Genomic DNA, 21,697 nt, shown 5'->3' with positions numbered 1-21,697 from the left:
CGGGCTTCTACGACATCTATTATCTGGAATGGAGTGAAATGCAATATCATTGACACTCCGGGACACATGGATTTTATTGCGGAAGTGGAGCGGACATTCAAAATGCTTGATGGAGCAGTCCTCATCTTATCCGCAAAGGAAGGCATACAAGCGCAAACAAAGTTGCTGTTCAATACTTTACAAAAACTGCAAATCCCGACAATTATATTTATCAATAAAATTGACCGTGACGGTGTGAATTTAGAGCGTTTGTATCTGGATATAAAAACAAATCTGTCTCAAGATGTCCTGTTTATGCAAACTGTTGTCGATGGATTGGTTTATCCGATTTGCTCCCAAACATATATAAAGGAAGAATACAAAGAATTTGTATGCAACCATGACGACAATATATTAGAACGATATTTGGCGGATAGCGAAATTTCACCGGCTGATTATTGGAATACGATAATCGATCTTGTGGCAAAAGCCAAAGTCTATCCGGTACTACATGGATCAGCAATGTTCAATATCGGTATCAATGAGTTGTTGGACGCCATCTCTTCTTTTATACTTCCTCCAGAATCAGTCTCAAACAGACTTTCAGCTTATCTCTATAAGATAGAGCATGACCCCAAAGGACATAAAAGAAGTTTTCTAAAAATAATTGACGGAAGTCTGAGACTTCGAGACATTGTAAGAATCAACGATTCGGAAAAATTCATCAAGATTAAAAATCTAAAGACTATTTATCAGGGCAGAGAGATAAATGTTGATGAAGTGGGGGCCAATGATATCGCGATTGTAGAAGATATGGAAGATTTTCGAATCGGAGATTATTTAGGTACTAAACCTTGTTTGATTCAAGGGTTATCTCATCAGCATCCCGCTCTCAAATCCTCCGTCCGGCCAGACAGGTCCGAAGAGAGAAGCAAGGTGATATCCGCTCTGAATACATTGTGGATTGAAGACCCGTCTTTGTCCTTTTCCATAAACTCATATAGTGATGAATTGGAAATCTCGTTATATGGTTTGACACAAAAGGAAATCATACAGACATTGCTGGAAGAACGATTTTCCGTAAAGGTCCATTTTGATGAGATCAAGACTATCTACAAAGAACGACCTGTAAAAAAGGTCAATAAGATTATTCAGATCGAAGTGCCACCCAACCCTTACTGGGCCACAATAGGGCTGACGCTTGAACCCTTGCCGTTAGGGACAGGGTTGCAAATCGAAAGTGACATCTCCTATGGTTATCTGAACCATTCTTTTCAAAATGCCGTTTTTGAAGGGATTCGTATGTCTTGCCAATCTGGTTTACATGGATGGGAAGTGACAGATCTGAAAGTAACTTTTACTCAAGCCGAGTATTATAGCCCGGTAAGTACACCTGCTGATTTCAGACAGCTGACCCCTTATGTCTTCAGGCTGGCCTTGCAACAGTCAGGTGTGGACATTCTCGAACCGATGCTCTATTTTGAGTTGCAGATACCCCAAGCGGCAAGTTCCAAAGCTATTACAGATTTGCAAAAAATGATGTCTGAGATTGAAGACATCAGTTGCAATAATGAGTGGTGTCATATTAAAGGGAAAGTTCCATTAAATACAAGTAAAGACTACGCCTCAGAAGTAAGTTCATACACTAAGGGCTTAGGCGTTTTTATGGTCAAGCCATGCGGGTATCAAATAACAAAAGGCGATTATTCTGATAATATCCGCATGAACGAAAAAGATAAACTTTTATTCATGTTCCAAAAATCAATGTCATCAAAATAATGGAGCGGTCAGGAAATTTCTATAAGGCAATACAGTTGGGATATATACTTATCTCCATTCTTATCGGATGTATGGCATATAATAGCCTCTATGAATGGCAGGAGATAGAAGCATTAGAACTTGGCAATAAAAAAATAGACGAGCTCCGAAAAGAAATAAACAATATCAATATTCAAATGATAAAATTTTCTCTATTGGGTGAAACAATACTGGAATGGAACGATAAAGATATCGAGCATTACCATGCACGGCGTATGGCAATGGACAGTATGCTCTGCCGTTTCAAGGCCACCTATCCAGCAGAGCGCATCGATAGTGTGCGCAGTCTTTTAGAGGATAAGGAACGACAGATGTTCCAGATAGTCCGGTTAATGGATGAACAACAATCTATTAACAAGAAGATAGCCAATCAAATTCCGGTTATTGTGCAGAAAAGTGTGCAGGAACAGTCCAAAAAGCCAAAACGAAAAGGTTTCTTGGGCATCTTTGGCAAAAAAGAGGGAACGAAGCCAACGACAACAACGACTACGCTCCGTTCATCCAATAGAAACATGGTCAACGAACAGAAAGCGCAGAGCCGTCGATTGTCAGAACAAGCCGATAGTCTTGCTGCCCGTAATGCAGAACTTAACAGACAACTGCAAGGATTGATTTGCCAAATCGAAAAGAAGGTACAATCTGATTTACAAAATAGAGAAAGCGAGATAACAGCGATGCGTAAAAAATCATTTATGCAGATAGGCGGCTTGATGGGATTTGTTCTTTTGCTGTTGGTCATTTCCTATATCATCATACACCGTGATGCAAAGAACATTAAACGATACAAACGCAAGACAACGGATTTGATCGAGCAATTGGAACAGTCCGTGCAACAAAATGAGGTACTCATAACCTCCCGAAAGAAAGCGGTACATACTATTACCCATGAGTTGCGTACACCACTGACGGCAATAACTGGCTATACCGAACTTTTGCGGAAAGAATGCAATAGCGGTAATAATGGGCAATATATCCGAAATATACTGCAATCCTCCGACCGTATGCGGGATATGCTCAACACTTTGCTTGACTTCTTCCGCCTGGACAACGGCAAGGAACAGCCCCGTCTGTCACCCTGCCGGATTTCTGCAATCACGCACACACTTGAAACGGAGTTCATTCCTGTTGCAGTGAACAAAGGGTTGTCCTTGTCCGTGAAGACTGGACACGATGCCATTGTATTGACCGACAAAGAGCGAATAATACAAATCGGGAATAACCTGCTGTCAAACGCAGTCAAGTTCACAGAAGAAGGCGGTGTTTCTTTGATTACTGAATATGATAATGGAGTTCTGACACTGGTCGTTGAAGATACAGGTACAGGCATGACAGAAGAGGAACAGAAACAAGCGTTCGGTGCGTTTGAACGTCTATCAAATGCCGCCGCAAAGGAGGGTTTCGGGCTTGGGCTTGCCATAATGCGTAATATTGTGTCGATGCTTGGCGGAACAATCCGTTTGGACAGCAAGAAAGGGAAAGGCAGTCGTTTCACAGTTGAAATTTCTATGCAGGAAGCTGAAGAACAGCTTGGATATACAAGCAATACACCTGTTTATCATAACAATAAATTCCATGATGTTGTCGCCATTGACAATGATGAGGTATTACTTCTGATGCTGAAAGAGATGTACTCCCAAGAAGGAATACACTGCGACACTTGCACCGATGCTGCGGAACTGATGGAAATGATACGCCAGAAAGAATACAGCCTGTTGCTGACAGACTTGAATATGCCCGGTATAAACGGTTTCGAATTACTGGAACTGTTGCGTTCGTCCAACGTGGGCAATTCACCAACAATCCCGGTGGTTGTGGCAACCGCTTCGGGCAGTTGTAACAAAGGGGAACTATTGGCAAAAGGCTTTGCCGGATGCCTGTTCAAGCCGTTCTCCATATCGGAGTTGATGGAGGTTTCCGACAGGTGTGCCATAAAAGAAACACCGGACGGGAAACCGGATTTTTCAGCTTTGCTGTCTTACGGCAATGAAGCCGTTATGCTGGAAAAGTTGATGACGGAAACTGAAAAAGAGATGCAGACAATACGGGAAGCGGCAACAGAAAAAGACCTGCAAAAGCTGGATTCCCTGACACACCACCTGCGCAGCTCGTGGGAGGTGCTACGTGCCGACCAACCGCTAAATGTACTTTACAGATTGCTTCATGGCGATGTACTCCCGGATGGTGAAGCGTTAAGCCATGCCGTGACTGCCGTGCTGGATAAGGGAGCGGAAATAATCCGGTTGGCAGAAGAGGAAAGGAGAAAATACGAAGATGGATAAGACAACAATAATTGTGGTAGAAGACAATATCGTGTACTGCGAGTTTGTCTGCAACATGCTGGCGCGGGAGGGCTACCGCACCGTGAAGGCTTACCACCTCTCAACCGCAAAGAAACATCTACAACAGGCGACAGATAATGACATCGTGGTTGCCGACCTGCGCCTGCCTGACGGTAACGGCATTGACCTTTTGCGCTGGATGCGAAAGGAGGGAAAGATGCAGCCCTTCATCATTATGACCGACTACGCCGAAGTTAATACCGCCGTGGAAAGCATGAAACTCGGCTCGATAGACTATATTCCCAAACAGCTTGTGGAGGATAAACTTGTCCCCCTGATCCGTTCCATACTGAAAGAACGTCAGGCAGGACAACGCCGTATGCCTGTGTTCGCCCGTGACGGTTCCGCATTTCAGAAAATCATGCACCGTATAAGGCTGGTAGCCGCTACCGATATGAGCGTGATGATATTCGGAGAGAACGGCACGGGTAAGGAACATATTGCCCACCACCTGCACGACAAGAGCAAGCGGGCAGTCAAGCCATTCGTGGCGGTGGACTGCGGTTCACTCACCAAAGAGCTTGCGCCCTCGGCCTTCTTCGGACACGTCAAGGGAGCGTTTACAGGAGCAGATTGTGCCAAGAAAGGATATTTCCATGAGGCGGAAGGCGGCACGCTGTTTCTGGACGAGGTAGGAAACCTCGCGTTGGAAACCCAACAGATGTTGCTCCGCGCCATACAGGAGAGGCGGTATCGCCCGGTCGGAGACAAGGCAGACAGGAGTTTCAATGTCCGCATCATCGCCGCCACCAACGAGGATCTGGAAGCGGCAGTGAGTGAAAAGCGTTTTCGGCAGGATCTTCTGTACCGCCTGCACGACTTCGGGATAACCGTTCCTCCGTTGCGTGACTGTCAGGAAGACATCATGCCGCTGGCAGAGTTCTTCCGTGATATGGCAAACAGAGAGCTGGAGTGTAGCGTGAGCGGGTTCAGTTCCGAAGCACGTAAAGCGTTGCTGACACACGCATGGCCGAGCAACGTGCGGGAACTTCGGCAGAAAGTTATGGGTGCTGTATTGCAGGCGCAGGAAGGTGTTGTCATGAAAGAGCATCTGGAACTTGCCGTGACGAAACCGACCTCTACTGTCAACTTCGCCCTGCGCAATGACGCGGAGGATAAGGAGCGGATATTGCGTGCGTTGAAACAGGCAAACGGCAACCGGAGTGTCGCCGCCGAACTGCTCGGAATAGGCAGGACAACACTATACAGCAAACTTGAAGAGTATGGACTTAAATATAAATTCAAGCAATCATAGCCTGTAATTCACTGAATTTGGCTATCTTTGCATAACATTTGAGAAAAACGGCGATTGGCAGGAGCTTTTCGCCGCCAACATATAGGATAAGACCGCAAGGCGTTTCAAGCGAAAATCTGGTAAATTGGAACTACGGAGACGATTGCGTGATGCTTATGCTATGCTTACGCATAGCGTGCATTCACGTACTCTCCGTAAAGGCTTTACCAGAGCCATCGCTTGAAGGTAGTGTGAATTGCACGCTACTTTTTTGCCCTTGCCTAATGAAAGGTAACGATTATGGGTAAAGTTCAGATTCTCGCCGTACTGACGATGGACGGATGTCTTTCTTCAGAGTTATATGATAAAGCACATCAGGATTTGTGCCTTGACCGTTGCGGTCTTGATGAAATCAGGAAGAACGCCCTTTACCGCGTGACACCAGACTATTCCATTTCAATGCTGCACGAATGGAGAAAAGACGGCACAAACATCCGTTACCTCGCGGAAGCCACACCGGACACGGCAGACTATATAAACGGACTACTGCGTATGCACGCTGTGGATGAAATCATACTATACACCGTTCCTTTCATATCCGGAAGCGGACGACATTTTTTTAAGTCGGCTCTGCCAGAGCAACACTGGACGCTTTCCTCTTTGAAAAGTTTTCCCAACGGTGTATGCCGCATTATCTACATCCTTGATAAAAAAGCAAGATAGCCAAAATGTGCGGCAAGCATACATTTTTATTTTCAAGAATAGAATAAATGTTCTGATTACAAACAATTTAAGTCGGAGATAATTTGTCCCTGTGAAAAAATATTGAATTTTATACCACTGAAATACAACACTTTGTAAAATTGAGCGTTGGATTTTTTGTTTTCTGCCGCGTTTTTTGCCAATTATATTCATGTGCGCATACCGAAAACAGAGTGTAAAATTTCAAAATTGACAGGACATGAATTATTTTTTATTGGCGGAAACCGAGTTCTTCCGCCGGATAAACGAAGCCGGAGACTGCAATATGGAAAAAGCATACACGGCTTTCGCCACCCAAGTAATAGAACTGTGCAACGGCGGCATGGACATGAACCTTACCGTCATCGCGCTTGCCTACATCGAAATCGAGTTGCAGCACCATCCGGTGCGTAATCTGTCAGAAGAAAGAAGAGAGATTGCCGCCTACGTCAGCAAGGCTCTGTCTTTCGTAAGAAAGATGCAGAAATTCCTTGCCACGCCCCAAGTGCCACCACTAATATCCGCCAACAACGCAACAGAAACCACCGCCAGCCTTCTTTGGACGGGCAACGCCATCGACCTCGTGGAACTTATCTACGGCATAGACGAGATGGGCTGTATCAACAACGGCAATATGCCGCTAAAACAGCTCGCCCCGATTCTCTACAAGATATTCGGTATTGAGTCGAAGGATTGCTACCGCTTCTATACCGACATCAAACGTCGGAAAAACGAAAGCCGTACCTATTTCCTCGACAAGATGCAGGAGAAACTGAACGAGAGAATGCTGCGCGATGAAGAGCTGGAACGTATGAGAAGATAAAATCAGGTATAAGCGGGAGAATGGTATCATGCTGTTCTCCCGTTTGAGTAAAATCTATACGAAAAAGGGCGTTTTCGGCGCGCTATTGCCCCGAATTTCAGCGAAAAACGCTATCTTTGTACAATTGTTACGAATTGAATATGAACATAGACAACCTCGATATAGTAAAACAACTGATAGCCGAAAAGGAAAACGGGCAGGTGGAGTTCAAGGAAACCACCGGGCAGTTGGAGCGCGGCATGGAAACGCTCTGCGCTTTCCTTAACAGCGAAGGTGGCACGGTGTTGTTCGGTGTGACCGACAAAGGAAAGATCATCGGGCAGGAAGTGAGCGACAAGACGAAGCGTGATATTGCGGAAGCCATCCGGCGTTTTGAACCATTTGCCACACTCGAAGTTTCGTATATCAGTATCCAAAATACAGACAAGAGTGTGATAGCCTTGTCTGCGGACAGCCAACGTTATATGCGTCCGTTCTCCTATAAGGGACGGGCTTATCTTCGATTGGAGAGCGTGACATCCTCCATGCCGCAAGACGTATATAACCAACTGCTTATGCAGCGAGGTGGGAAATACGCTTGGGAGGCGATGACGAATCCCGACATCAAAGTTACTGACCTTGATGAACATGCCATTATGGGAGCGGTACGTGGAGGCATCCGGTGCGGTCGCCTACCCGAAGCCACCATAAGGGAGGATTTGCCGACCATACTCGAAAAATTCAACCTGTTACATGACGGAAAACTGAATAATGCTTCCGCAGTCTTGTTCGGTCGTGATTTTTACTTCTATCCCCAGTGCCTGCTTCGGTTGGCGCGTTTCAAAGGAACTACAAAAGACGAGTTTATAGACAATCAGCGTACCACTGGCAATATCTACACACTGCTGGACACTGCAATGTCGTTCTTTTTCAAGCATCTTTCCCTTTCGGGCAAAGTTGAAGGCTTGTATCGGGAGGAAGAGCTTGAGATTCCTTACAAGGCATTGAGGGAATGCTGCACAAATGCCCTTTGCCACCGCTCATACCACCGTCCCGGCAGTTCGGTAGGAATTGCCATCTATGATGACCGTGTGGAGATTGAGAACAGTGGAACTTTTCCGCCGGATATAACAATGGAAAAGTTATTGAGCGGGCATAATTCAGAACCTCAAAACCTGATTATTGCGAATGTTCTGTATAAAAGCGAGGTTCTGGAAAGCTGGGGACGAGGCATCGGGCTTATGATAAGCGAATGCCGGCGTGTCGGCATTCCCGATCCGGAGTTTCATACAGATGGAAATAGTGTATGGGTTATTTTCCGCTATACCCGAAAAACTGTGGGGCACGACCCGACAATTACCCGACAGTTACCCCACAGTCACCCCACAGTTACCCCACAGGTGGAAAAGGTGTTGTCTGCAATCGGCACACAGACACTTTCAACCAAAGAGATTATGTGTGTGATAGGATTAAAGGACAAAAGTAATTTTTTAGAACTATATCTGTATCCAGCCATAAGGCAGAATTTGGTAGAGCCTATTTACCCGGAAAATCCGAAACATCCCCGGCAGAAATATCGTCTTACCGATAAAGGAAAAGAACTGTTGATATAATAACGGGGTATGGTGGCGAAAAAGAAGAAACAACAGGGGCATTACTGTCGGATTTGTAGCGAGTACAAAGCCAACGAGCAATTCAGCGGCAAAGGACACTCGCGGCATATCTGCAAGGAATGCCGGTCGCTTCCCGATGATGTGAAGGCGGACATGGTGCGCTGTAACGAGGTGGAACGAGCCGTTTTCAAATGCCCGATGAGCCGTCAGGACTGGGAACTGCTGGAAAAATATGCCAAGAAGTACAAGGACAAGGAATCCGGGCAGTTCGCGCAGGATATGTTGGACATGAAACGGGGCAATCAGACACCGGACGAGGATATGGAAGAGGATGATGTTTTAATAGAAGGCATCTATGAAGAGGAAACCATACCATTTGCCGAACTGGAGGATGACATCCGTTATCAGTTGGAAGAATTGTTGGCGGACAACATCAACGAGTTCATGATACACAAGAATTACATTCCCGAAGGCAAGGAACTGAAAGACATCAACGAATGGGTCATGAAAGAAACCCGTGACACCTTTTTTATAAAGGTTATTCCCGATGCCGCTTATGACAGTCTGGTGGAAGAAACGATCAACAGGCTTGTGAAGGAATGGAAAGAGGACGGATTTGAGATAAAGACCTATTCCGCATCGCTGGTCGTCATGGAAACGGAACGGCTGCTTATCCGCAGGATAACCCGTAAGGATATGGACGCACTCCTTGCCATAATGGGAAAGCCGGAAGTCATGTACGCTTGGGAACACGGCTTTACCAAAAAGGACGTGCGCAAATGGATAAACAGGCAACTCATCCGATACCGCAAGGACGGGTTCGGATATTTTGCCGTCATACTGAAAGAAAGCGGCGCATTGATAGGACAAGCCGGTCTGATGAATAGTACCCTAAACGGGAACGAGACTGTCGAGCTTGGCTATATACTCGATAACACATACTGGCATAACGGTTACGGTACGGAAGCCGCCCGCGCGTGTTTGGAATACGCCTTTGGAGAGCTGGAACTGAAAACTGTCTGTTGCAGTATCCGACCGGAAAACGTGGCATCCATCCGTGTGGTTGAAAGGCTGGGAATGACCTTGTGCGACAACCATACAATAATATACAACGAAAAAGAAATGCCGCATCAGATATATGTGGCAACCAATAGTAAATCCTATATCTTATAAGCGAAATCACTCAACAATGAAAACAAATAATATTAATTTATTTTGCGATATAGTTACTCAAAGGTCAGGAGAACATTCTTGCGCTATAAATATTTTGTTGCAACAACAATTATATGGGCAGGTAATATCTATTCTGCGTCAAGAATTAGATTCTATGGTAAGAGTTATGTTTTTGTTGTCAATTAGCGACTTAAACCTTAGAGAGCATTTTATAAACCAAACTTTGGAGGGAATAAAATGGTCTTATCCCAATACAAAGAAAGTCGTGACCGATAAACAAATGGTGGATTTAGCTGATAAATTTTATGGCTGGCCTTTTTTTGTTTATAAATTAGGATGCGCTTTTATTCATCTTTCAGCAATGGTATATTATAAAAACAGTAATCCATTTTTGCTTTTATCTGTTTCAGAAAGAAATGACATCACAAGGTTTTTACATCAATATCATAGTTTCCCGTTAGAGTTGGAATTGAATTTGGAAAATATCATCCCATATCTTGATAAAGTATTTAATAAAGTTTCAAGTAACTTAGCATGTTACATTGAAGATTTACGTCAAAATAAACTTTTGGAGGAATATTAAAATAAGGGAGGATTTTAGCTATCCTCCCTTATTTTAATAGGTTACTTCTGCTGCAACAGATGCTTCAGGTTGTCATCGCCCGCGATGCGCTCCAATTCCTCCTGAACAATCTGCTTCACCTCCTCCTTGATGCGCCGGTAATTTGCCTGCACCGTTTCCTTCATGCGGTCGTTGCCGTCTGCGTCAGTGAAATCGGTAATAACGGGGATTTTCTTGTAGGCACTTTCCTCCCGTTTTACCTTATCGGCATCCACCACAATCTCGCAGTGGAAAATCTTCTGTTCGATACGCTCGTTGAAGTTGTCGGACACCGAACCGACAAACATTCCCTGCGTCAAACCGGAAATCTTGCTGGGCGGGATAAGCGCGTCCATCTGCGTGTTAATGGAGGTGGAAACATCCTGCCGGTTGATGGAGATAGACTGCCGTTTCTGCAACACCTTACCGAATCGTTCCGATAGTGTCTTTGCCGTTTCACCTACCACCTGCCCGGAGAAAATGTTACCGACCGTATTCATCACCACTTTCGCCTCCTTATCACCGTAGTCGCGCACCAGCTGGCTGAAATCCTGAAATCCCAGACACACGGCAACCTTGTTGCTTCGGGCGGTAGCTATAAGATTGTCCAACCCTTTGAAATATATCGTCGGCAGCTCGTCTATGATGACCGACGACTTCAGCATCCCCTTCTTATTGATGAGCTTCACGATGCGGGAGTTATACAATCCGAGAGCCGCCCCGTAGATATTCTGACGGTCGGGATTGTTGCCCACGCATAGGATTTTCGGCTCTTCGGGATTGTTGATGTCCAGCGTAAACTCGCTGTCCGACATCACCCAATAGAGCTGCGGTGAAATCATCCTCGAAAGCGGAATTTTTGCCGACGCTATCTGCCCCATGAGCTGCTCCGCAGCCCCTCCGAGCCACGCATCCATGAACGGGGAAAGGTAGTTCTCCAGTTCGGGATAGGAAGTCAGTATCGGAAAAATATCCTCGTAGCGGCGGTTCAAAAATTCGATGGCATGGGGAAACGTGCAATATTTCCCGTTCTGATAGATTTTAAGATACCATATAATACTGGCGAACAAAATGATAGGTGATTCCACAAAGAAGTCACCCTGCTTTTGCACCCACGTTTTATTGAGGTTGAGCATTATTGTATAGGCACTCTCGTAGGCGTCCGTAATATCTTCCATAAAATCCGGGTGAATGGGATTGCACCGATGAGAGCGTCGCGGGTCGTCGAAGTTGATCACATAGAACTTCGGCTTCACCTTGTAGCCGTCAGGGTGGTTCAGCAGATGATTGTAGGCAATGGTGGACAAGTCGCTGAATTTGAAGTCATACACGTACATCAAGAAGCCCTTTTCAATCTGTTGCTTGATAAAATTGTTTACCACGGCATAGGACTTGCCGCTGCCCGGCGTACCCAACACGATGGACGCACGGAAGGGATTCACCACATTGATCCAACCGTTGTTCCAACGCTTTTTGTAATAGAAGCGTGTCGGCAAATTGACCGAATACTCGCTTTCGATGAGTCTTGTTTCCTGCATGAAACTCTCGTTCTCGTTGTTGAAAACATCCTCCATCAAATTGTGTTTCAACAGACGGCTCATCCACAGACCTCCCATCAACAGGCAGACATAGCCCGTACCGATGGTAAGGACATACAGCCCCATCACCGCCTCAATCGGAAGCGGCAGAGCCAGTATCCACCAGTTTAGGAAAAACAGCACGGACCCGGCGGCGAGTGCCGTCCATATTCTTCCCCAAGTGATTTTCTCTCCCTTGACCCCCTTTGTACCCAGACAGGACAGGGCAAGCAGCAGGACGGCAAACAGCTTTGTGTACAGTATGGAATGGAACAGCCCCGCCGTGCGGTCGAAGTTCAGAAGGATTCTGTCCACCACACCGATGTTCACGCCCCACAGCCGGATGACTTCGTAACAGAACCAGTACACGTTCATAACCACTAAAATAATACTCACGGCACGCAGAAAATCCATGATTTTCGCCAATGCCCTCAAATCGTCTTCTTGTTGTGACATACATTGATTTTTTAATTGTTGATACTCCGATTACAAACCCAAGCCCTTGCGCTTTTTCTTCTTTTTGCGCTTCATCGCCCGGATGAAAGCCTTTTCCTCAGCATCTACCGCCGGACCTTCGGGAGTGAGCAAGCCCATTCCGCCCGATACGTCTTCACGGTCGTATGCGGTCTGTCCGTATGCCTTGTCCGCAGCATCCATAGGGATGGATAACGGTATCGGCGGTTGTCCGGCGTATGGCAGGGTGAAGTGTTCCTGCAAGGCATTCGCCGAAAGCTCCTTGCCCATGCGAGAGCCGTTCAGTACACATCCTGTGCGGTGGTCGATAAACGTCGCTCCATAGATACGCCCTTCATCCGTGTAGCGCAGTACGGTGTCGATGCCCTTCTCTTTGAGTTGGGATACAAATTTGTCCTTGTCATAAGTGCCTTGCAGCACGGAAAGAACGGTGCGTTTCGTCATGTCGGCGAGCTTCCTGTCCTTAATCTCTGATTTGGAACGGATAAATTTTCTCTGTACGGCTTCATAACCTGCGGACTTCCCGAAAAGCGAGGACTTGAACGGGTTGCCCACCTTGTTACCCTTGTCGTCCGTGACGGAATAAACCAGCCCGTGATACTCCCGTCCGCGCACGTTGCCTCTCGCTTCCTCCACCGTCATATTATATAAGGAAAGGAGCGCACGGTATTCGCCCATCGTCTGAAAACGGTACTGCCCGTTCAGAGCCTTCACAGTGCCAGCCACCTGCTTCTTCACATCACCTGCCGATGCGTCCACCTTGCTTAGCGGCGTGTCAAGCCGGCGGTTCCTGCGCTCCGCGCCGTGCAGCCCGTATTTCTTCTCCAGCTCACGGGTGATTTGTTTGCTACGATAGTAGTTGTTCTTGTCGCTGATACATTTCCCGTTATCGTCCACCCGCACCGTCACGATGTGCAGGTGGTGGCGGTCGATGTCCTCGTGCTTGAAAACAAGATAAGGCTGGTTGCCGAAACCGAGTTTTTCCAGATACTCGCGGGCTATATCCTGCAATTCCGCATCGGTCAACACATCCTCCGGATGTGGGTTGAGCGAAATATGCACCACCGGCTTCTCCACCTTCATCTGTGGCGGCATGAAGGTGAGAAAACCCTCCATCGCCTTGTTGATGTCCACCTTTCCCGAACCGTCATTGTAGATGCGGTTGGTCGTAAGCAACCGCCCCTGCGCCTCGTTAATCTTCTCCCCGTTATAGGCAATCGCGCCGTACAACGAGTTTCCTACACTGATTTTTGCGACCATTTCGCCTCCATTTCCCTTGAAAGTTCCACAATCCGGCGGCTCAGTTTCACGAGTTCGACGGTGTGTTGCTCTAATTTGTAGAGCAACGCCATCGCCTTTTTCTCTGAAAAATGCAGCCTCAGTTCCTTCACGACTTGGTTGTAATTCGTACCCACGGCGCGGAACTGCGCATGAAAATCCGATAGCTTGGTGTAATAGTCCACCAGCGTCTTGTCCACCTTCAGCACCTTGAACGGCTGTCCGAAGAAGTGCGCTTTGAGGAAAACCGACCGTGCATAGACACCCGATTTTCCGAACATGGCGAGGAAACGATTGTGTTCCTCCTCGTTGAAACGGACGGTGTAACGGTACACCGCCGGATCAAGTTTGGGATTTCTCCCTGCTTTGCTTTTCCTTTTCTCTTTCATATTACTTTGGATTTAGCGGATTGACGGCATAAGCCGCCGCTTCGGATCACAGCACCGCAGTTCTGAAAGGCTTTCCGACTTCGGAGGGAAAGCCCGCCCCCTGCAAGGGCAAGGCGTTTTCCGGGATGCTCAAAATATTTTGAGCGGCTGAAAACATACCTTGCTATGTTCAGGTGAACATAAAAATCCGTCAGGGGACGGATGGGAAGATACCTTTCAGGACTCCGGGCCGCGCACCATCGGCGAACCCTGCTGTCCGGGGGGCAAAGTTACGCCCTTAAAGCTGTATTGGACAGATGCTTGACCCGGTCAATGACTGCCAACCGGCGCAACGTGCTGCCACTTGCCGGAGAAGTGATACAGGTTCCAAAATATACTTGTTTATTTGCAGCATGATTCAAGAAACGAACGATTTGAAAATATGAGAAAAGGAACATTCAAATACCCGGACAATCGCTTCGGCGGATACTTGCCGAAGCGGATACCCGAACCGTCGGAACCCCGGTTATCCGACAATCTGGTGAAGTACAGATTCAATGACTTCATGACGCAGTGTCGTCATTCATCACTTGTTCGCCGCACCGCTTCACCACAGAACCGGATACGCGATGACCCGCCCATGTGTCTGTTCACTGAAGCGGATAATGTAGCAACCAAATCCGCATATAAATAGAAAAAGAAATCTTCAACAATTAAAATAAATGGAACTATGAGTAAGGAAATCTTCGTTGCATTCGCAACACAGAAAGGTGGCATCGGCAAATCCACTGTCACGGCACTTGCCGCCAGCTACCTGCACAACGTGAAAGGCTACAATGTCGCCGTCGTGGACTGCGACGACCCGCAGCACAGCATCCACGGGCTGCGCGAACACGAAATGGGGCTTATCGACAGCAGCACCTACTTCAAGGCTCTCGCTTGCGACCATTTCCGCCGGATGAAAAAGAACGCCTACACCATCGTCAAGAGCAATGCGGTGAACGCCCTCGACGATGCCGAGAGGATGATTGCCACTGAGGACGTGAAACCCGACGTGGTGTTCTTCGACATGCCCGGCACACTCCGTAGTAACGGCGTGATAAAGACGCTCTCGCAGATGGACTACATCTTCACTCCGCTGAGTGCCGACCGCTTTGTTGTGGAGAGTACCCTGAAATTCGTCACAATGTTCCGCGACAGGCTGATGACTACCGGACAGGCGAAAACAAAGGGGCTTTATCTGTTTTGGACGATGGTGGACGGCAGGGAGAGGAACGACCTGTACGGCATCTACGAGGAAGTGATAGCCGAAATGGGCTTTCCGGTACTTTCCACCCGCTTGCCCGACAGCAAGAAGTTCCGCCGTGACCTTTCGGAAGAGCGCAAGAGCGTTTTCCGCTCCACCATCTTCCCGATGGACACGGCACTGCTGAAAGGGAGTGGCATCCGGGAGTTTTCCGAAGAGATAAGCGACATCATCAGACCGCAGTGAGCATGGGCAGCAGGAAAGTGAACACGGAAGGCATCGACGAGGAACTGCTGTTAGCTTCCATCGGGCGGCGCACACAGGACGGGACACTGCGCCCCGCACAGGAAGTACCCGCAGCTGCACCGACCGAAGAGGACACCGCCGCACCGGAACCACCTCCTGTGCAACCAGTAACACGGGAAAAAGCGCAGAGGGAAAGTGGCCGCCGGAAAAGGCAGGATGAGGACTATAACGAGCTGTTCCTGCGCCGCAACGAGATAAAGACCCGCCAGTGTGTCTATATCAGCCGCGATGTCCACGGCAAAATCCTCAGAATCGTGAACGACATCGCCGGAGGTGAAATCTCGGTGGGCGGCTATGTGGATACCGTGCTGCGCCAACATCTGGAACAGCACAAGGAGAGAATCAACGAACTGTACAAGAAACAACGTGAAGATCTGATTTGAAAATGGAAAAAGAAATGACACCGAATGAAAAAAGACCACAGCAAGACTGCGGAGGTATGTTTGCCCAAGTGCAGGCGAGTGTGGAAATCCTGTCGCCTGTCCCGGTAAGCGGCAAATGCTGCGAGAAGGACTATGAACGTCTGTTCATCCGTGACTCGGAAGTAAAGGCACGTGAGGGGAAGATGGCGTATGTGCGCCCGGAGTACCACGAGCGTATCATGTGTATCACCCGTGTAATCGGGCATGACCGGCTTATGCTGTCCGCTTACATCGACCATGTGCTGACGCATCACTTCAACCAGTGCGAGGATGCGATAAAGAGCCTTTATGCCCGAAATTATAATTCAGTATTCTAACCAAAAACGGAAGGATATGAATTACACAATCAGCATGACAGACATTCTGCTGGCGGTATCGGTCGGCTGCAACCTCTGGTTCCTGTTCCTGCTCCTTTACGAGCGCATCATGGACACGCGGATTGTCCGCTTCTTCAAGGGCATTGTCGGATTATGGCGGTCACTGGACGGGAATGAGGCTAAACGCATAGCGGCACACGAGGAAGTCCCTGCGGAAAAGGCGGACATCATCGGCAAGAGCCGTTTCAGGATGGCATCCACCCGGACAACCGCTGCCATACCGACGCAAGAAGCCGCCACTATGGAAAAAGGCATTGAGCTGTCGGAGGAAGAGGCTACTTTTGACGACGGAAAAACGGGAAACGCATCCCGCCCGGCACAAGTTCCGGAGGAAAAACTCGATGAGACCTTCACGAGCATACCGCCGGAGGAACTGGGATACGGGGACGACGAACCGGAAGAGGACGCCTCGGACACGCCACGGGCTTCGGGCAGCAGCTTTGACGAGATTGACGACGCCTGCAAGACCGCCAAGAACCCGGACGCGACACAGGCGGAACGTGAAAAGGCGGCGAAGGTGTTCACCGACATGGAGGGCACGGAGTTGTACGAGAAAATGATGGAAGGCTCTTCGGAGATAGGCATCCGCATCAAGGGGCTTATCGAGATTCGGCTGAAGAAACCTGAAAAGGAGTTCGTCGTGCCGGACAACATCGAGGAGTTCGACATTCGCAACTATGTATGACAACAATAAAAGAAATGAACATGAAAGAATGACATCAACCCACGCGGCGAGGAAACGCAAGGCGCATCCCTATCCGCAACGGACACGCCCACGTCCGTGGAAACAAACGGGCATCCACTAAAACCAAAGTAAAGAAACAAAGTATCAACCGCCCGACAAAGGACCATCCACCCTTTTGACGGCAAAAAACAAGAACAGTTTATGAACAAGAACATCTTGAAAAACAGAAAAGCAATCCTCTCCGCGGCACTTGTCATCGCCGCAACCGCCTCCGCTTTCGCGCAGGGAAACGGCATCGCGGGCATCAACGAAGCCACCTCTATGGTGAGTTCTTATTTCGACCCCGGAACTAAACTGATATACGCCATCGGTGCAGTCGTCGGGCTTATCGGGGGCGTAAAAGTGTACGGCAAGTTTTCATCGGGCGACCCCGACACCAGCAAGACAGCCGCCTCGTGGTTCGGCGCGTGCATCTTCCTGATTGTTGCCGCCACCATCCTGCGCTCATTCTTCCTTTAATAAATAATGTATGGCTGAATACCCAATCAACAAGGGTATCGGCCGTCCGGTAGAGTTCAAGGGCTTGAAGGCACAGTACCTCTTCATCTTCTGCGGAGGTCTGCTGGCTCTCTTCGTCCTGTTCGTCATCCTCTACATGGTCGGTATCGACCAGTGGATATGTATCGGCTTCGGCGCGGCATCGTCCTCCCTCCTTGTATGGCAGACCTTCGCGCTGAACGCCCGGTACGGCGAACACGGGCTGATGAAATTAGGAGCGGCACGGAGCCATCCCCGATACCTTATCAACCGGCGGCGGATACCCCGTCTGTTCAAACGACAACGAAAGGAAGAAAGACAATGAGGAATACATCGAAAATGACAACACTGGAAAACAGGTTCCCACTTTTAGCGGTGGAGCATGGCTGCATCATCTCAAAGGACGCCGACATCACGGTGGCTTTCGAGGTGGAACTGCCGGAACTTTACACCGTGACGGGTGCGGAGTACGAGGCGATACACAGTTGCTGGTGCAAGGCTATCAAGGTGCTGCCGGACTACTCCGTCGTCCACAAACAGGACTGGTTCATCAAGGAACGCTACAAACCGGAGCTTCAGAAGGACGACATGAGCTTTTTAAGCCGCTCTTTCGAGCGTCACTTCAACGAGCGTCCGTACCTGAAACACACCTGCTACCTCTACCTGACCAAGACAACAAAGGAGCGTAACCGGATGCAGAGCAATTTCAGCACGCTGTGCCGGGGACATATCATCCCGAAGGAGCTGGACAGGGAAACCACGACCAAGTTCTTGGAAGCCTGCGAACAGTTCGAGCGCATCATGAACGACAGCGGGCTTGTCAGGCTGCGCCGCCTCTCCACCGATGAGATTGTGGGTACTGAGGGAAATACGGGACTTATTGAACGCTACTTCTCGCTCATGTCGGAAGGTGACACCACCTTGCAGGACATCGAGCTTTCGGCAAGGGAGATGCGCATCGGCGACAACCGCCTGTGTCTGCACACCCTCTCCGACGCGGAAGACCTGCCGGGCAAGGTGGCTACCGACACCCGTTACGAGAAGCTCTCCACCGACCGGAGTGACTGCCGACTGTCATTCGCCTCCCCGGTGGGGCTTCTGCTCTCCTGCAACCATATCTACAACCAGTATGTGCTGATAGACAACAGTGAGGAAACCTTGCATAAGTTCGAGAAGTCCGCCCGTAACATGCAGTCGCTATCTCGCTATTCAAGGAGCAACAGCATCAACCGCGAGTGGATAGACCAATACCTGAACGAAGCCCATTCCTACGGACTGACCTCGGTACGGGCACACTTCAACGTCATGGCGTGGAGCGACGATGCGGAGGAACTGAAGCATATCAAGAACGACGTGGGCAGCCAGTTGGCAAGCATGGAATGCGTGCCGCGCCACAACACCATCGACTGCCCGACACTCTACTGGGCGGCGATACCCGGCAATGCGGCGGACTTCCCGGCGGAAGAGAGTTTCCACACCTTCATCGAACAGGCGGTGTGCCTGTTCACAGAGGAAACCAACTACCGCAACTCGCTCTCGCCCTTCGGCATCAAGATGGTGGACAGGCTCACGGGAAAACCGCTGCACCTTGACATCTCCGACCTGCCCATGAAGCGGGGTATCACGACCAACCGTAATAATACCCTATATTTTTACCATTTTTATATTGTTTGAGTTTGTATATAAATAACTGATATTTAGAGATTATTAGGAAAATGATTTGGCTTTTGATTTGCTGTTTTTTCCGATAATCTCTATTTTTGTATGCAAATCGTATGTACAAAATAGACGTATAACAATAAACAAGGCAGCCTATGTTCAAGTATTCAAAAGATGGCATATCCGTACTATCGGTACTGGATGCACGTAGGGCGAAGAAAAGCGGTCTGTTCCCTGTCAAGATACAAGTGATACACAACCGCAAGCAGAAATATTATTCCACCGGAAAGGAATTGTCCAAAGAGGACTGGGAAATCCTTGCCGAAAGCAAGAGCCGCAGACTGATTGAGATACGGGCAAGCGTGGAAAACAGTTTCTCCATCATAAAAAGCCAAGTGGAAGCCCTTGCGGAACGTGGGGACTTCTGTTTCGATGCGCTCAGCATGAGGTTGGGCAGGTGTACGGGTACAACCCTTAACACAGCCATACAGGGGAAAATAGACGCATTCAAACTCAACGGGCAGGTAAATTCCTATTATAACTACCGCAGCACGTTGAAAAGCATAGAACGGTTCGCAGGCGGCAGCGTGCCGTTCTCTGCGGTTTCTGCGGACTGGCTGTCACGCCTTGACAAGTTCCTGCGGAACGAGGGCAAGACCGTCACCACCATAAATTTCTATATGAAAGCCCTTAAATGCGTGGTGAATGACGCAAGGCGCAACGGGATTTTGAAAGAAGCCCAATACCCGTTCGGCAGGGGGAAGTACGAGATTCCGAGCGGCAACAGCCGAAAGTTAGCCTTGACGATGGAACAGATAAAAAAAGTCGTGACATACAAGGGCAGCAAGACCGTTGAGAAGTACCGGGATTTTTGGTTTTTCTCCTACCTGTGCAACGGTATCAATTTCAGGGATATGCTTTTCTTGCGGTATGGGAACATCGTGGACGGTGAAATCTGCTTTGTACGCTCCAAGACATCGCACACGTCCAACCATATACGGGAAATAAGGGCGGTGCTCACTCCCGAAATGCGGGATATTATAAAACGGTGGGGAAACCCGGACGAAGGGAATCCCGATACTTTCCTTTTCAAGTATGCCAAAGACACGGAGGACGAATTTGTCATTTCCAATATTGTCAGACGGGTAACGCACCGTTGCAACATCGCTTTGGCTAAAATAGCCCAAGCTGTCGGTGTCCCACGTTTCACGACCTATTCCGCCCGGCATTCCTATGCGACTGTCTTAAAACGCAGCGGAACGAACATCGCTTACATATCCGAGAGTTTGGGGCATTCAAGCCTTGCCATCACGGAGAACTACCTCGCCAGTTTCGAGCAGGAGGAGCGGATAAGGAATGCGCAGTTATTAACCAAATTCGATTGAGCCATGCCGAACAAGAAAACCAAGACGGTGAAGATTAGACACCTTGAATGTTTCAGTGCCATTTACGGGGAACTGGCGCAGAATCCCGAATACGCAGGCTACGAAATAGAAGAAGCCGTACTGCAAGTGAAATCATATATTCCCCCTACTGTTAAAGACGTGGACAAGGCGATAGAGAAAATAAGGTTCAGCCATGCCACCCGTAAATACAAGTACCCCGTATTCGAGGGCAGGGAACTGATAGACCAAAAGACATTGGCGAAAATGGCGGGCGTGAGCAGGCAGACCGTAGCCCGGTGGGAGGAACTCGGTTTCATATCCCGTTCGGACATAGGGCTGTCGGGAAACAAATATTTCGTAATAAAAGAAGTCGTTTCCCAACTTGAAAGGTTAAAGGATGTGAAATAGCGGCATTCGCATAATCACTTAACATACATAGGACAAACGGTGTGTTGGAAGGACAAAATCACCAATACATCGTTTGTCCCTTTTTTTATCCCGCTCCAATCTTGCCGGATGTCCTGCATTGTCCCAAGTTGTCCGGTCTGTGTCAAGTGATTAGTAATTGAATAATCGGTTTCTTTTATTCTTCCTTTGCGGCATCAACCGGTTGCAACGGCTATGACGGTAGCCAAGTAATAACTAAAAAAGGAAGAAAATATGACAAACATTATTTTGACAACGCCCGAAGAACTCCGGGCTATCGTGAGCGAAACCGTTTCCCAGTCATTGGCAGGATTCACCCAGCCGAGGAACGAACCCGACAACCTCACGCCCGATGTGGCGGTAGAGGTGCTGGAACGACACGGTTTTCTGATTTCAAAGGCACGGCTCTACAAGCTGACCGCAAAAAAGGAAGTGCCGTTCCGCAAATACGGGAACAAATTGCTTTTCTCACGGAAAGAGCTTCTCACGTGGGCGGAAAACCTTGCAAAAAGGGTGAACGACAAGGACGAGGCGGCACTCGCCATCGCCAAGAGCGCAAACCGGAAAATCCGTAATTATGGAAAATAAGAGGAAAGAAGAAGCCGGGCAGGATGTCACCATGCAGAAAGAGGATTTCGCAGCCCTTTGGAAAACCAT

At 48.4% G+C, this 21,697-nt stretch carries 20 protein-coding genes and 1 pseudogene; 18 read left to right on the top strand and 3 right to left on the bottom strand.

Translation table 11 applies throughout. The features are described 5' to 3' along the window. The 8 genes from tet to DWX33_RS21405 form a co-directional block, all read left to right on the top strand. A partial coding sequence (tet, locus tag DWX33_RS21440; protein ID WP_122381013.1) for a tetracycline resistance ribosomal protection protein occupies nt 1-1,758 on the top strand: 1,758 nt, incomplete at its 5' end. Beyond that, nucleotides 1,758-4,076 carry an ATP-binding protein gene (locus DWX33_RS21435; RefSeq protein WP_002560997.1) on the top strand — a complete coding sequence of 773 codons (2,319 nt, stop codon included), beginning with the start codon at nt 1,758-1,760 and terminating at the stop codon, nt 4,074-4,076. The genes tet and DWX33_RS21435, both read left to right, overlap by 1 nt. After that, nucleotides 4,069-5,391 (top strand): sigma-54 dependent transcriptional regulator, encoded by a 1,323-nt coding sequence (locus tag DWX33_RS21430; protein WP_122381012.1) that lies wholly within the window; start codon nt 4,069-4,071, stop codon nt 5,389-5,391. The genes DWX33_RS21435 and DWX33_RS21430 overlap by 8 nt, the downstream gene beginning before the upstream one ends. 279 nt (nt 5,392-5,670) lie before the next feature. Beyond that, entirely contained in the window at nt 5,671-6,093 is a 423-nt protein-coding gene (locus DWX33_RS21425) for a dihydrofolate reductase family protein (protein ID WP_117714098.1), read from the top strand. 238 nt (nt 6,094-6,331) lie between these two features. Beyond that, entirely contained in the window at nt 6,332-6,934 is a 603-nt protein-coding gene (locus DWX33_RS21420) for an RteC domain-containing protein (RefSeq protein ID WP_002560994.1), read from the top strand. A gap of 140 nt (nt 6,935-7,074) precedes the next feature. Continuing rightward, nucleotides 7,075-8,526: an ATP-binding protein gene (locus DWX33_RS21415; protein WP_002560993.1), complete on the top strand. Its 1,452-nt coding sequence runs from the start codon at nt 7,075-7,077 to the stop codon at nt 8,524-8,526. Between the two features lie 9 nt (nt 8,527-8,535). Then, complete coding sequence (locus DWX33_RS21410; RefSeq protein ID WP_002560992.1) at nt 8,536-9,699, top strand: GNAT family N-acetyltransferase; 1,164 nt, start codon at nt 8,536-8,538, stop codon at nt 9,697-9,699. Nucleotides 9,700-9,715: 16 nt separating this feature from the next. Then, nucleotides 9,716-10,282 (top strand): hypothetical protein, encoded by a 567-nt coding sequence (locus DWX33_RS21405; protein WP_002560991.1) that lies wholly within the window; start codon nt 9,716-9,718, stop codon nt 10,280-10,282. A 41-nt stretch (nt 10,283-10,323) separates the two neighbouring features. Here the strand turns inward: DWX33_RS21405 and mobC are convergent, their stop codons facing one another. The 3 genes from mobC to mobA are packed head-to-tail and all read right to left on the bottom strand — an operon-like array spanning nt 10,324 to nt 14,018. Further along, nucleotides 10,324-12,333 (bottom strand): conjugal transfer protein MobC, encoded by a 2,010-nt coding sequence (gene mobC, locus DWX33_RS21400; RefSeq protein WP_002560990.1) that lies wholly within the window; start codon nt 12,331-12,333, stop codon nt 10,324-10,326. Nucleotides 12,334-12,363: 30 nt separating this feature from the next. Continuing rightward, entirely contained in the window at nt 12,364-13,611 is a 1,248-nt protein-coding gene (mobB, locus tag DWX33_RS21395; RefSeq protein WP_002560989.1) for a conjugal transfer protein MobB, read from the bottom strand. Continuing rightward, on the bottom strand, nt 13,590-14,018 hold the full coding sequence (gene mobA / locus DWX33_RS21390) for a conjugal transfer protein MobA (RefSeq protein WP_002560988.1): 429 nt from the start codon (nt 14,016-14,018) through the stop codon (nt 13,590-13,592). The genes mobB and mobA overlap by 22 nt, the downstream gene beginning before the upstream one ends. A gap of 709 nt (nt 14,019-14,727) precedes the next feature. Here mobA and DWX33_RS21375 point away from each other — a divergent pair. The 10 genes and pseudogenes from DWX33_RS21375 to DWX33_RS21330 all read left to right on the top strand — a co-directional run bounded on the left by DWX33_RS21375 (nt 14,728) and on the right by DWX33_RS21330 (nt 21,628). Further along, entirely contained in the window at nt 14,728-15,489 is a 762-nt protein-coding gene (locus tag DWX33_RS21375; RefSeq protein WP_002560987.1) for a ParA family protein, read from the top strand. A 2-nt stretch (nt 15,490-15,491) separates the two neighbouring features. Beyond that, nucleotides 15,492-15,932: a DUF3408 domain-containing protein gene (locus tag DWX33_RS21370; RefSeq protein WP_002560986.1), complete on the top strand. Its 441-nt coding sequence runs from the start codon at nt 15,492-15,494 to the stop codon at nt 15,930-15,932. 2 nt (nt 15,933-15,934) lie between these two features. Next, nucleotides 15,935-16,288: a DUF3408 domain-containing protein gene (locus DWX33_RS21365; protein WP_025880727.1), complete on the top strand. Its 354-nt coding sequence runs from the start codon at nt 15,935-15,937 to the stop codon at nt 16,286-16,288. A gap of 16 nt (nt 16,289-16,304) precedes the next feature. Continuing rightward, on the top strand, nt 16,305-17,033 hold the full coding sequence (locus DWX33_RS21360) for a hypothetical protein (RefSeq protein WP_008764732.1): 729 nt from the start codon (nt 16,305-16,307) through the stop codon (nt 17,031-17,033). Nucleotides 17,034-17,234: 201 nt separating this feature from the next. Then, nucleotides 17,235-17,552 carry a DUF4134 domain-containing protein gene (locus DWX33_RS21355; protein WP_002560983.1) on the top strand — a complete coding sequence of 106 codons (318 nt, stop codon included), beginning with the start codon at nt 17,235-17,237 and terminating at the stop codon, nt 17,550-17,552. 10 nt (nt 17,553-17,562) lie between these two features. Continuing rightward, nucleotides 17,563-17,895 carry a DUF4133 domain-containing protein gene (locus DWX33_RS21350; RefSeq protein ID WP_008764731.1) on the top strand — a complete coding sequence of 111 codons (333 nt, stop codon included), beginning with the start codon at nt 17,563-17,565 and terminating at the stop codon, nt 17,893-17,895. After that, nucleotides 17,892-19,208: pseudogene (locus DWX33_RS21345) on the top strand (TraG family conjugative transposon ATPase); the annotation flags it as partial. The gene DWX33_RS21350 and the pseudogene DWX33_RS21345, both read left to right, overlap by 4 nt. 176 nt (nt 19,209-19,384) lie before the next feature. Then, complete coding sequence (locus tag DWX33_RS21340) at nt 19,385-20,614, top strand: site-specific integrase (RefSeq protein ID WP_005856073.1); 1,230 nt, start codon at nt 19,385-19,387, stop codon at nt 20,612-20,614. Nucleotides 20,615-20,617: 3 nt separating this feature from the next. Next, nucleotides 20,618-21,022: a hypothetical protein gene (locus DWX33_RS21335; RefSeq protein WP_102408426.1), complete on the top strand. Its 405-nt coding sequence runs from the start codon at nt 20,618-20,620 to the stop codon at nt 21,020-21,022. 252 nt (nt 21,023-21,274) lie between these two features. Continuing rightward, entirely contained in the window at nt 21,275-21,628 is a 354-nt protein-coding gene (locus DWX33_RS21330) for a helix-turn-helix domain-containing protein (RefSeq protein WP_005856071.1), read from the top strand. Nucleotides 21,629-21,697 lie beyond the last annotated feature (69 nt).

Source organism: Parabacteroides sp. AF19-14, from assembly GCF_003635485.1.
GTDB lineage: Bacteria > Bacteroidota > Bacteroidia > Bacteroidales > Tannerellaceae > Parabacteroides > Parabacteroides distasonis.
Note: the sequence above shows the minus strand (reverse complement) of the source record. Positions and strands in the feature narration are given on the sequence as shown.